11 protein-coding genes and 1 pseudogene are annotated in these 12,970 nt (G+C 32.0%); 7 read left to right on the top strand and 5 right to left on the bottom strand.

Annotation, left to right across the window (positions count from 1 at the left end; genetic code table 11):
* Positions 1-16: 16 nt before the first annotated feature.
* Together ACYU7A_RS11400 and ACYU7A_RS11395 are read right to left on the bottom strand one after the other, a co-directional pair.
* Positions 17-670 (bottom strand): TatD family hydrolase, encoded by a 654-nt coding sequence (locus tag ACYU7A_RS11400; protein WP_460576642.1) that lies wholly within the window; start codon positions 668-670, stop codon positions 17-19.
* Positions 670-1,269 carry a DUF1684 domain-containing protein gene (locus ACYU7A_RS11395; protein WP_460576640.1) on the bottom strand — a complete coding sequence of 200 codons (600 nt, stop codon included), beginning with the start codon at positions 1,267-1,269 and terminating at the stop codon, positions 670-672. The genes ACYU7A_RS11400 and ACYU7A_RS11395 overlap by 1 nt, the downstream gene beginning before the upstream one ends.
* Before the next feature lie 94 nt (positions 1,270-1,363).
* Between ACYU7A_RS11395 and ACYU7A_RS11390 the strand changes: the two genes are divergently transcribed.
* Both ACYU7A_RS11390 and ACYU7A_RS11385 read left to right on the top strand, forming a co-directional pair.
* Entirely contained in the window at positions 1,364-2,596 is a 1,233-nt protein-coding gene (locus ACYU7A_RS11390; RefSeq protein ID WP_460576638.1) for an MDR family MFS transporter, read from the top strand.
* A 3-nt stretch (positions 2,597-2,599) separates the two neighbouring features.
* Complete coding sequence (locus ACYU7A_RS11385; protein ID WP_460576636.1) at positions 2,600-3,148, top strand: hypothetical protein; 549 nt, start codon at positions 2,600-2,602, stop codon at positions 3,146-3,148.
* Positions 3,149-3,165: 17 nt separating this feature from the next.
* On the opposite strand, the gene ACYU7A_RS11380 is transcribed toward ACYU7A_RS11385, so the two are convergent.
* A complete protein-coding gene (locus ACYU7A_RS11380; protein ID WP_460576634.1) occupies positions 3,166-3,723 on the bottom strand; it encodes a hypothetical protein in 558 nt (185 codons plus the stop codon).
* Between the two features lie 196 nt (positions 3,724-3,919).
* On the opposite strand from ACYU7A_RS11380, the gene ACYU7A_RS11375 reads away from it, so the two are divergent.
* The 3 genes from ACYU7A_RS11375 (at position 3,920) to ACYU7A_RS11365 (ending at position 7,407) form a co-directional block, all read left to right on the top strand.
* Positions 3,920-4,279: a BlaI/MecI/CopY family transcriptional regulator gene (locus ACYU7A_RS11375; RefSeq protein WP_460576632.1), complete on the top strand. Its 360-nt coding sequence runs from the start codon at positions 3,920-3,922 to the stop codon at positions 4,277-4,279.
* Between the two features lie 73 nt (positions 4,280-4,352).
* Positions 4,353-6,386: a M56 family metallopeptidase gene (locus ACYU7A_RS11370; protein ID WP_460576630.1), complete on the top strand. Its 2,034-nt coding sequence runs from the start codon at positions 4,353-4,355 to the stop codon at positions 6,384-6,386.
* A gap of 115 nt (positions 6,387-6,501) precedes the next feature.
* Positions 6,502-7,407: a hypothetical protein gene (locus ACYU7A_RS11365; protein ID WP_460576628.1), complete on the top strand. Its 906-nt coding sequence runs from the start codon at positions 6,502-6,504 to the stop codon at positions 7,405-7,407.
* Between the two features lie 363 nt (positions 7,408-7,770).
* Here ACYU7A_RS11365 and ACYU7A_RS11360 read toward each other — a convergent pair.
* Positions 7,771-8,439: pseudogene (locus ACYU7A_RS11360) on the bottom strand (superoxide dismutase); the annotation flags it as partial.
* A gap of 230 nt (positions 8,440-8,669) precedes the next feature.
* Between ACYU7A_RS11360 and ACYU7A_RS11355 the strand changes: the two are divergent.
* On the top strand, positions 8,670-9,542 hold the full coding sequence (locus ACYU7A_RS11355) for a tetratricopeptide repeat protein (protein WP_460576626.1): 873 nt from the start codon (positions 8,670-8,672) through the stop codon (positions 9,540-9,542).
* Positions 9,543-9,596: 54 nt separating this feature from the next.
* Here the strand turns inward: ACYU7A_RS11355 and lpdA are convergent, their stop codons facing one another.
* On the bottom strand, positions 9,597-11,000 hold the full coding sequence (gene lpdA, locus ACYU7A_RS11350; RefSeq protein ID WP_460576624.1) for a dihydrolipoyl dehydrogenase: 1,404 nt from the start codon (positions 10,998-11,000) through the stop codon (positions 9,597-9,599).
* A 302-nt stretch (positions 11,001-11,302) separates the two neighbouring features.
* On the opposite strand from lpdA, the gene pckA reads away from it, so the two are divergent.
* The gene (gene pckA / locus ACYU7A_RS11345; RefSeq protein WP_344817127.1) at positions 11,303-12,904 is read left to right on the top strand and encodes a phosphoenolpyruvate carboxykinase (ATP); all 1,602 of its coding nucleotides are present in this window, start codon (positions 11,303-11,305) and stop codon (positions 12,902-12,904) included.
* The last annotated feature ends 66 nt before the right edge of the window (positions 12,905-12,970 follow it).

Below are 12,970 nucleotides of genomic sequence, written 5' to 3'. Positions count from 1 at the left end.
TATTAGATTTTTGATATTAGATTTTAGATTTGAAAACTGTTGTGAAATTTGTATTCAGTTGTTCTATCAAATCTTCCATTTTTATGTTTTTGTATTTTGCTGCTAAAGTATAAACTTCTTCTAAAGTTTCTTCAATTGTATCCGTTTCAAGGAAAAATTTATCATTTGGAACAGATTTAAAAACAGTTTCCAAGTCGGGATTTCTTAACAAATATTTTCCGAAAGAAAGATAAAATCCGTTATCTATCAATTGTTTTGCAACTTGTTCGTTTTTAGAAAATCCGTGAATGATTATTGGAACGTTAATTTTCAATCTCTTTTTTATTTCAATCAATTCATCAAAAGCAGCAACTAAGTGCAAAACTAAAGGTTTTTGATATTTTTCTGCTAAGGCAATTTGCTTTTCAAAAACTTCAATTTGTATGTTTAACGGAATTTCAATTCGCTTGTCTAATCCACATTCACCAAGAGCTAAACATTCGCTCAATTGAAGTTTTTCTTCAATAGTTTTCATGTCATTTTCTAAACGATTCTCATCAATATACCATGGATGAATTCCGATAGAATAGTTTGGAATGGCTGCTTCAAATTTCCAAGGATATTGATTGACCAATTCAAAAAAATCATATGAATTTGTGAATTTGTGCGTATGTAAATTGAAATACTTCATTAGTCATGAAACTTCTTAACTCCTGCCAAAATCTCCACATTCAAATCATTTTCCAAAGGAACAATCGGACAAGAATATTTATGATTATAAGCACAATACGGATTGTACGCTTTATTGAAATCAATCGTCCAAAGTTTGCCTTTTTGAATTCTTAAATCTACATAACGACCTCCGATGTAGCTTTCTTTCCCTGAAGTCAAATCGGAAAATGGTAGAAATAAATAATCATCAAAACCTGGTTTTTTAATCAACTCAATGTTTTGATACACATTCAATTTGCAAGTTACACCATCAATTGTAAAACTCAACTCTCCATATTTTACATATTCTGGAAGTCTATCAGTTGATGTTTTCATCTTAAAAACTTTCTCTTTCTTGGTTCTAACAAAAGTTGCCTCAACTATATATTTATCGCTAATTGGAAAAAAATCTAAAGACTTGAAACTTTTCAAATCTTCTTTTGTTAAAGGACTTTTCTCTTTATCGGCATAGTCGAAATTAAGATTATCTTGAAACTCTTTAGAAGTTTCAGCCGTTTTATCTTGAGCACTTGATACTAAAAAACAAGAAATAAGAAGGAAAGTGAATAACTTTTGCATCAGAATAATTTTTACAAAAATAGTTCAAAAGATGTTATACCACAAAGGCGCAAAGCCACAAAGTTTTATACCTTTGTAAAATAACGAATGATTCATGTTTAAAAACGCTTTCCGCAAGTATATCGATAATTTTAGAGGGTTTCGAAGAGAAGTTTGGATACTTACTTTGATAACCTTTATCAATCGTGCCGGAACGATGGTTTTGCCGTTTTTATCAAAATATTTGTATGAAGATTTACATTTTTCTGAATTACAAATTGGAAACATTTTGGTTTGTTTCGGATTAGGTTCTATGTTAGGCTCATGGCTTGGCGGAAAATTATCTGATAAAATAGGATTTTACAAAATAATGATTTTCAGTTTGTTTGTTAGCGGATTGATGTTCTTTGGTTTACAATATATTACAAGTTATATCGGACTTTGTATTGCTGTATTTTCAATTATGGTGGTTGCCGATATGTTTCGTCCTGCCATGTTTGTTTCACTTGGAGCTTATGCCAAACCTGAAAATAGAACTCGTGCCTTGACGTTAGTTAGATTAGCCATAAATCTTGGCTTTGCAGCCGGACCTGCTTTAGGTGGATTAATCATTATGAACATTGGTTACAAGGGACTTTTTTGGGCAGATGGTGCCACATGCATTTTGGCTATTTCAATCTTCTGGCTGTTGGTAAAAGAAAAGAAAAAACCTGCCGAATCAAAAGAAGCAAAAGCACTTTTGGAAGCAAACCGAGAATCAGTTTTCAAAGACAGACCTTTTTGGATCTTCTTATTTATGTGTGTCATTACAGGTGTTTTATTCTTTCAATTGTTTACCACGATTCCATTATATCACAAAAAGCAATTTGATTTGAACGAACTTCAAACAGGTTTGCTCCTAACTTTAAACGGAATTCTAATTTTCTTCATGGAAATGCCTGTGGTAAGCTACATCGAACGCAATAAATTGAATAAAGTAAAGGTTGTTACCATTGGTTGTCTGCTTATGACGATTAGTTTGTTCTTACTTTTAATCAACTTTTGGGCAGGAATATTAATCATTATGATGTTGTTTATGACTGTAGCTGAAATGTTTGCATTTCCATTCTCCAATTCATTTGCCATGAGTCGTGCGCCCAAAGGTCATGAAGGCCGTTATATGGCCATTTTCACCATGAGTTTTAGCGCTGCACATATTTTGAGTGCCAAAATTGGAATGGGTGTTGTTGCTGCCTACGGATACCAAATGAACTGGTTGTTCATGGGAATTCTGGGATTAATTGGAACTGCTGCAGGTTATTGGGTGATGCGATTGGTAGCAGAAGAAAAGTTAAAAATTAAGAATTAGAAAATGGAACTATTTATAGAACTGCTTTCGTTTATTGACGATCATTTTATTGATGGTATTTTCGTCAGTGTTCTTTTGATAATTATTGTTAGAAAGTTTTTAAAGTCAATTAAAACAGTAACTGCTCTTGAAATAGTAAGCTATTTGATGGTTTTTTATTGCTTATTATCAATTATTTACCTTTTTCTAATTTCAGTAGTTAAAGTAGATTCTGAATTGTATGCTTCTTTTATAAATCGTGCTACAGGAATTTACAAATTGACCTATATTTTAATGCTTCTTGCACATTCATTTCTTCCATTGCTTCTATTATTTAAGAAATTTAGAAGTAAGATATACTTAGTCCTTTTCATTGCTATATTTATGAATTTAGGTTGGCTATTTGAATCCTTTGTAATTCATTTAACCACTATTCACAGAAAATTCGACGATGATCGAAATGCCTTTTTGCCTTTTGACAGTGATTTAATTATTTTTGGAAAAGGATTTTTATTAGGAATTGTAGCTTTAATAATTGGGAATATAAAGGAACACCGATTAGTGAAAAATTAAAAATTGATAACTACTAATTAGTATAAAAATCTCCTTCTTATTTCTTGAAAAGATTGATTTGAATGTATCAGTTCCTCAATGATTTCTTTTCTTAAAATGTCAATATTATCTTCGTTTAAATATTTTGCCCAAGCGGTTTCTTCAAATAAAGTGCGGATTTGCTTAATTAACTTAGTTGTTTGTGAGGATGATCTTAAAACTTTATCGGAAGAATAATTTGAACTTTGTTTGTGATAAAAATTGACCGTTTTAGACTCATAATCGGCTTCAAGAAAGTAAATCTTATCTACATCATTATCGGAATAAAAATCAGACCAATTAGCGTAACCGAGTTTGGTTCTATTGGAATTTGGAATTTGAACATTGGAATTTTTAATTAATCTCCATTTGCAATTAGCTACTCTACTCCAATGATTGGACAAACGATAGACTCCATTTTCTGCAAAATAGTAACAACTACCCGATTTGCTTTTGTAATTTAATTTCAAATCTTTAATTGCATCTACATCGACTTCTTTGAAAATACAAAAAGTGTATTTGTGAAAATTGGTTTTGTTGTACGTTTTAATTGGCATTACTTTTTACTATTGGAACAAAAGTAAGTAATTATTTTTTGACACAAAATAGACGGACACTATTGATTTTACTCATTTCTTTTAATTTCTAAAATAAGAATTAGAAAGAGTAAACGTTAAATTTAGTTAATTAACTATAAAAATAGTTGTGTAACTAAAAATATAGTTATATGTTTGTCTTGTAAAAATAAACATCATGCAAAAGTTAACTAATAAAGAAGAAGAAATCATGCACATTTTATGGAAGCTAAAAAAAGCTTTTGTAAAAGAAGTTATGGCGGAAATAACAGACGATCAACCACATTACAATACACTTTCAACCATCATCAGAAATTTGGAAGAAAAAGGATATGTAAGTCACAATGCTTATGGAAACACGCACCAATATTTCCCAATTATTGCATTAGAAGACTATCGTAAAGAATTTATGAATACGGCAATTGAGAACTATTTTAATAATTCCTATAAAAATATGGTTTCGTTTTTTGCTGAAGAAGAAAAAATTTCGGCTGACGAATTGCGTGAGATTTTGGAGATTATAGAGAAAAGAAAATAGTTCAAACTACGAAAAACGAAGTACGAAGTACGAAATACGAAGTAGAAAAGTAGAAAATTAAAAAAGTAAAACCATGGAAGAAATTGTAACTTACTTATTAAAATCAAGCGGATTGTTGGCTACCTTCTTTCTTGCTTATCATTTTTTGTTGCGAAAAGAAACGTTCTTTACTAGCAATCGTTGGTTTTTACTTTCAGGCTTGGCTACTTCCATTCTATTGCCTTTATTTTTCATTAAGAAAATTGTTTACGTTGAAAGTCCGAAAATTACCTTGCCAATTTCTCCAGAAAATAATGATTTACCCATAATCATTGACAAAGCAACACCAATTACAACGGAAAGTATTGATTGGCTTCAAATCTTGTTTATTGTCTACGGCATTGTTGCAGCAATCTTAATTATTAAAGTTATTATTGATTTGTTTTCACTTGCCAAACTGTTGAGAAAACAAACCATTCAGAAGCAAGAAGACTTATCTTATATTAATATAAATCAAGATATAGCACCTTTCTCCTTCTTTAATTATATCGTGTTTAATTCAAGTCTTTACTCGCAAGAAGAATTAGAAAGTATCTTATTGCATGAGAAAATTCACAGCCAAGAAAAACATTCCATTGATGTTTTGGTGGCAAAATTATTCACCATTGTCTTTTGGTTCAATCCATTAATATGGTTGTATCAAAAAGCCATTATTCAGAATTTAGAATACATTGCCGATAGCAAAGCAATACAAAATATAGAAGACAAAAAGTGTTATCAAATGGCACTTTTAAAGGTAGTTTCTCATCAAAACTGCTTACCCATCACCAATCATTTTTATCAATCATTAATCAAAAAACGAATCGTTATGTTAAACAAAAATCAATCCAACAAGAAAAGTATTTGGAAGTACACATTAATTCTTCCTGTAGTTATTGCTTTCGTATTTTTATTTCAAATAAAAGTTGTAGCGCAAGTAATTGAAGATACAGCAACAAAAATTAGCGAAACAAAAGTGTCCCTAATCAAAATCGAAATTAATAAAGATAATACGGACGAAGATTTGAAAAGCTATCAAAAACTATTTCTAGAAAATCGAAGCATTCAATTAGACTTTTCAGAAATAGAACGAAATAACAAAGGAGAAATCCTACATATTGTTGTTAAATTTGACGACCACAAAGGAACCAATGGTAAAAGTGTTTTTAAAGGAGATCCTTACATTAAGGCAATAACACTTATGACTGATACTAATGAAAAAGGACAAAATGAATTCAAAATCTACGATGGTGAAACTAATGGTATCATTTCAAATAATGATTTGATAGAAGAAGAAAAATTAGTTTCCATCTACAATTCACAATTTGAAAGTGATACCGAAGATACTTTAGACCGTCTGTTCATAATTAATGGCAAGCCTTACACCAAAGAAGATTTGAAAGGAAAAAATATTGCCATTATCGATGCCAATATTATTAAATTATCTCCCAAAGAAGCTCTTAAAAAATATGGCAAAAGAGCTAAAGATGGTGCCATAATTTTTAAAGGTGAAACGGAAATAATTAATAACGTTTTAGATGCTGATTTTCCTGCACCACCTCCACCACCTCCAGCACCTCCTGTTACAAGAAAAACAACGAGTGATATCAATCAAGAAAAAAACAGACTTTACATTATAAATGGTAAAGAATATTTTCAAAATGACTTAAAAGGCTACACTTTAAAATGTGATGGTGCAATTACATATTATGACGAAGAAGAAGCTGTAAAGAAATTTGGTGAAAAAGCCAAAGACGGTGCAATGGTTTTCAATGGAGTTACTTCATTTGAGAAAAAAAACATTGCAACGGAAATTCAAGAAAGAAAAACTATAATTTTCTCCAATGATAATGGTGATGACATTGTTTTCATTCCTGCAGAAAAAATTTTAAAATTACCTGGTTATCCTTCTGCTAGACTTAATGATGGCGGATTAATTCTAATTGTTAATGGCGTTGAAAAAACAAATCCGTTGGATACCTTAAATCAAATGAATTTACAAAATGTAAAATCTGTAAGAGTTTATGATGAAAATGGAAAAGAAACTCCTGGTACTCAAATCAAGAAAATTGTAATAACTACCAAGTAATTTCCTAAATCTTACTTAAAAAAGTTAAAAAATTGTAAATACCTTTTGTTAAAAAAGACATCTTTATAAATTTGTTTTAGAATTTTATCAATCAATAAATCAAATAACAAATCTTATGAAAACACAATTTAGAAACTTTGCTTTTGTACTTCCTGCTTTAGTTACGTTTCTTTTTAATCAGAACGTGGCTTTGGCACAACAAAATCCATTTACTTGGAACAATCAAGCCAATAGTGATGACATTGTAATGACTTGGAACAAGAATACACCAGAAAGCGAAATGAAAGACGACATTAAAGCTCTGGCTGAAAATGGTATTACTATTAAATATTCAGGTGTAAAACGAAATAGTAAGGAAGAAATTACTGCTATTAAAGTAGAATATTCTGATAGAAAAGGAAATAAAGGCAAAATGGAACTGGATAATTCTAACCCAATTGCAACCATCAAATTCTTCAAACAAGGAGATACTGTTGGATTTGGTGAACCTTCAAACGGAAATGACTTCTTTGCCGGAAACCCTATGATGGGAGGTTTTGCAGGTGCAGATGACATTATGAAACGTTTCAACTTTGGTGGTGACAAGAATTCTCAATCGTATAGTTTCAGTTTTCCTGAAAATCCGAATTTTGGCGATAGTGAGACTAGAATTATGATTCAAAAAGAGGGTAAAAAACCATTGGTATTTAGAAATGGTGAAGTTGTTGAAGGTGGTGATGATTATACTCCAGAAGAAATTGAAGAAATTAGAAAAAATTCAAAAATAGAATTCTCAGAAACTCCAGGAACCAACTTAGGAGAAAAGCAATTTGATTTCAGAAATGCAGAAGGATTAGAAAACTTCAAAAAACAAATGGAGGAAATGAAATCTTCGTTTGGTGGTTCCTCAAAAGATTTAGACAATACCAAAGAAGAAATGCTAAAAGCCAAAGAGGAAATGATCAAAGCCAAAGAGGAACTAGAAAAAGCTAGAAAAGAATTAGAGAAATCTAAAACGGCAACTAAGACAAAGAAAGCATAAATAAAAAAAGACCATTCGTAATTGAATGGTCTTTTTTTTTTAGTGATCTTCGTTAGTACAAAGTCCGATAATTTCATGAAATACATCGTGCAACTTAGTCAAAGACTCGGTTAATTCTTTATCCGATTTTTTGCTTTTTACAAGTTTGTCAAGCTTTTTACTATCGATAGCTAATTTTTGTACGGCTGCAACTACTTCTTTTTTATTGAACTCAGCAGGAATTATTGATTTTGCTAACAAATTTGCTTTCTCAACCATTTCACCCGAACGTTTTCTTATCGGTTCTAAATTTCCTTCTTCACTTGGATGAAACGTTTGAGACATTACTTTATGAAAATCTTTTAATGCTTGCCAATCATCAAATTTACCTTTGGTAGCTGCTTTGTAATTGTTACTTACTTCATTCCAATTAATTACATTCCAAATAGCAGTTAAATAATCGGCACGTTTGTTTTGATATTTCAAATAGTACGCATGTTCCCAAACGTCAATACCTAAAATTGGAGTTCCTTTGCTCTCAACTACATCCATCAAAGGATTATCTTGGTTTGGAGTTGAAGAAACTACCAACTTTTTATCTTTATCTACAGACAACCAAGCCCATCCTGAACCAAATCTTGTTGCAGCTGCTGCATTAAGTTTTTCTTTTAAAGCATCAAAACTACCAAAAGACTCATTTATAGCTTTTTCTAACTCTGGTGATGGTTTAGTGTTTTTTTCTGGTGTAAGTATCGACCAAAACAATTCGTGGTTGTAATGTCCTCCAGCATTATTTCTAACTGCTGGTGTTTGTTTAGATACCGACGCAAAAATATCCTTCAAAGACATCTTTTCTGCTTCGTTTCCTGCAATAGCTGCATTAAGATTTTTGACATAAGCTGCGTGATGCTTACTATAATGTATTTCCATTGTTTGTGCATCTATGAATGGCTCTAAAGCATTGTAAGCATATGGCAATGGTTTTTGGGTAAACTGTGCCGTGGCAACAAAACTCATTACCAATAAAACAGCAACTAATCGATTATTTTTCATTGTTTAAAATATTAAAAACGTTACAAAAATTCATTTAATGTAAATCAAAAAAATGCTTTATTGACAAATAAATATCCTTGAAGTACAACATTCAAAGGTACGGAAATTCAATAAAATATTCATCAAAGTTCGGCTTTTAAGCATTAATTAACACAAAAATGTTATCGTAACAATAGGTTACTTTTGTGAATAGTTTTTTTTAAGTATTTTTGATAAAAATAAAAGTTTTAATGAAAAAAATAATTCCTTTTTTAATTACCTTATTTGTTACAACAATCGGTAGTTCTCAAAATAATACCTCAACGAATCACCTAAAATTTGAAACCATTTATTACGACGCAATCTACAAATGGGTTGCATTTCCTAAAGCGGAAGTCGATTCTACTTATGTTTATGGTTATATTTATTTAGATATGCAAGCTGGTCTTACTTTTAATCATGAAGGTACCTTTCATATAGACAAAACTGGTAAATTGGTTAGTAGTAAAAAAGACTCAAACAGCATGATTAAAATGCGCTTAGGAAATACTACCAAAAATGTGGCAGTTTTATCATCGATTCAAATAAAAGAATTAGGTGTAACTCTTGTTCCAGATTGGTTAAAATACTACAAAAAACCTATTGACGATGCAGAATCATTAACACGAACAGGTTATCATCTTAATGCTGTAGGCGGAAGTAAAAAGGCATTAGAATTTTTATTAAAAGCTTACAAGAAATCACCTCATCATAAAGGTTTGGAGTTTGAATTGGGCTTTGCCTACAATGCGCTTGGTCAATATGAAAAAGCTATAGAAATTCTAAATAAAGCGACCACCCACGACCCAAAAAATGCTTTGTTATATAAAGAGTTTGGTTATGCTTATTTAAACTTGCATAAATTACCAGAAGCAGAAGCCATTTATAAAAGAGGCGTTGAAATTGCTACTGATAAAGAATTGAGTTGTGAAATGGCTATTAATATGGCTAATTATTATTTCATTCAGAAAAGTAAAGACAAATTCAACGAATGGGCTAATCTTGTTAAGCAAAATGCTTCACCAAATTCACAATACATTAAATACATTGAATACTTCGAGAAAGAATGGGAAAGTAAACGATAAAAAAAATCCGTTCCTTAGTAATAAAGAACGGATTTTTTTATTTGTATAACCTTACTATACGTGTAAAGCTCTATTATCTGTTGCTGCCAATGCTGCTTCTTTGATTGCTTCTGCAAAAGTTGGATGCGCATGACTCATTCTAGAAATATCTTCTGCAGACGCTCTGAATTCCATTGCTGTAACTGCTTCTGCTATTAAATCGGCACAACGAGCACCAATCATGTGAACTCCAAGTACCTCATCTGTTTTAGCATCCGCTAAGATTTTTACAAATCCATCGGTATCACCACCTGCACGAGCTCTTCCTAATGCTTTGAATGGAAAACTTCCTGCTTTGTATGCAACACCATCAGCTTTTAATTGCTCTTCTGTTTTTCCAACAGCAGCAACTTCTGGCCAAGTATACACAACACCTGGAATTAAATTATAATCAATATGTGGTTTTTGACCTGCTAAGATTTCAGCAACCATTACTCCTTCTTCTTCCGCTTTGTGAGCTAACATCGCACCACGAACCACGTCACCAATAGCGTAAATGTTTGAAACATTGGTTTGCAAATGGTCGTTTACTTCAATTTGACCTCTGTCTGTTAACTTCACTCCTGCTTTGTCAGCATTCAATCCGTCAGTATAAGCACGACGACCTACAGAAACTAGAGAATAATCACCTTCTAAAGTGATGATTTCTCCTTTAGCATTTTCTGCTTTAACTGTTACTGTTTTTCCTTTTCTATCAACCGATTGAACTTTGTGAGAAGTATAGAATTTCATTCCTTGTTTCTTCAATACTTTAGTCAATTCTTTAGACAAAGCTGCATCCATTCCTGGAATGATTCTGTCCATAAATTCTACTACCGAAACCTCAGCACCAAGACGAAGATAAACTTGTCCTAATTCAATTCCGATAACTCCACCACCAATAATAACTAAATGCTTAGGAACTTCAGGCAATTTTAAAGCTTCTGTAGAAGTAATGACTCTTTCTTTATCCAATTTAATGAAAGGCAAACTTGATGGCTTAGAACCTGTTGCAATGATAATATTTTTAGCTTCCACTACTTCAGAAGAACCATCAGCTTTAGTCACTTTTACATGCGTAGCATCTTCAAATGAACCAACACCTTCAAGAACTGTAACTTTGTTTTTATCCATAAGGAACTTTACTCCGCCAGAAGTTTGGTCAACAACGGCTTGCTTACGTTCAATCATTTTGGTCAAGTTTACTTTTACTTTTCCAGAAACTTCAATTCCATGATCAGCAAAATGTTGCAACTCTTCATAATGATGTGATGAAGCTAAAAGCGCTTTTGATGGAATACAACCTACATTTAAGCAAGTACCACCTAGCGTTGGATATTTTTCAATAATAGCGGTATTAAAACCTAATTGGGCACAACGAATTGCAGAAACATATCCGCCTGGGCCTGAACCTATAATGACTACGTCAAATGAACTCATATTATATATTTTTGTGTGTGTTTATAAAATAGTGTTGCAAAATTACGAATGTTTTTTGGTATTTTAATTGATTGTGTAATCTTTTCAAAAGGAAATTATTTTTTGCCTTTTAAGCTTACTTCTCTTTCATAGAAAGCCACGAGCAAAAATCGCTGTAACCCTTGCTATACAAAGAAAACGTTTTCGTAGATTTCTGTTTTTTATGATATTTATCAGTTAATTTAAGTAGTTAAAATTGGAACTTTGGACTATAAAATTTAAGCTTTTAAAGAATACTAAAATAAGAACTAAAACTTTTAACTATGAAAAACATTAAAGTCATTCAAGAACTTCACGATTTAGGAATCACTGGCTACCATGAAGTGGTTTATAACCCAACCTACGAAGAATTGTTTCAAGCAGAAACTTCTCATTTCCGCAAAGGATATGAAAAAGGTGCTGTAACCGATTCTGGTGCTGTAGCTGTTAAAACTGGAGTATTTACAGGACGTTCTCCAAAAGATCGTTATATTGTTAAAGATGACGTTACCAAAGATACTATCTATTGGGATGACAAAGTTAATTTTCCAACTACTCAAGAAGTTTGGAGCGAATTAAAAAAATTGGTTTTGAAACAACTTTCAACTTCTAAAAAATTGTATGTAGTTGACGCTTTTTGTGGAACCAACAAAGATACTCGTCTAAAAGTGCGTTTCGTAATGGAAGTGGCTTGGCAAGCACATTTTGTTACCAATATGTTCATTCGTCCATCTATCTTTGAATTAGAAAACTTTGGAGAACCTGATTTTATAGTAATGAACGGTTCTAAAACAACTAATCCAAACTGGAAAGAACACGGATTAAATTCTGAAAACTTCGTATTATTCAATCTTACCGAAAAAATCCAAATCATTGGTGGTACTTGGTATGGTGGTGAAATGAAAAAAGGAATGTTTGCTATGATGAACTATTACCTTCCTCTAAAAGGAATGGCTTCTATGCACTGTTCTGCCAATGTAGGTGAAGATGGAGACGTTGCAATCTTTTTCGGACTATCTGGAACAGGAAAAACTACGTTATCTGCCGATCCAAAACGTTATTTAATTGGTGATGACGAACATGGATGGGATAACAATGGTGTCTTTAACTATGAAGGAGGTTGTTATGCCAAAGTAATTGATTTATCAGAAGAAAACGAACCAGACATTTGGAGAGCTATCAAACGAGATGCTTTATTAGAAAATGTTGTAGTCAATGAATATGGAGAAGTAGATTACTACGACCACTCTATTACAGAAAACTCTCGTGTTTCTTATCCAATTTATCACATCAATAAAATTGTACTTCCTTCTAAAGCAGGACATGCTAGCAAAATCATATACTTATCTGCTGATGCTTTTGGTGTATTGCCTCCAGTATCAATATTAGACGAAGACCAAGCACAATATCATTTCCTTTGCGGATTTACATCTAAACTAGCCGGAACCGAAAGAGGAATAACTGAACCACAACCATCATTCTCTCCAGCTTTTGGTGAAGCTTTCTTGACCTTACACCCAACAATGTATTCTAAAACTTTGGTCGCAAAAATGAAAGAACACAATGCTAAAGCTTATCTTGTAAACACTGGTTGGAATGGAACTGGAAAACGTATATCTTTAAAAAACACACGTGCCATTATTGATGCTATCATTGATGGAAGTATAGAAAAAGCTGAAACAGTTAAAATTCCGTTTTTGAATTTGACAGCTCCAAAAACATTAGCTAAAGTAGATGACATTCTTGATCCAAGAACTACTTATAAAGATGTGGCTGATTGGGAGAAAAAAGCAAAAGAATTAACAGCGCTTTACAATAAAAACTTTGAGCAATATACCAATACTGAAGAAGGTAAACGATTGGTAAGTGCTGGACCAAGTTTATAACCACTTTAAACCAATACCAATGGAAAAATTTCACTATCTTTCCATTGGTATTTAAAAGCAAAAACA

The sequence above is a fragment of the Flavobacterium koreense genome, assembly GCF_054776075.1.
Note: the sequence above shows the minus strand (reverse complement) of the source record. Positions and strands in the feature narration are given on the sequence as shown.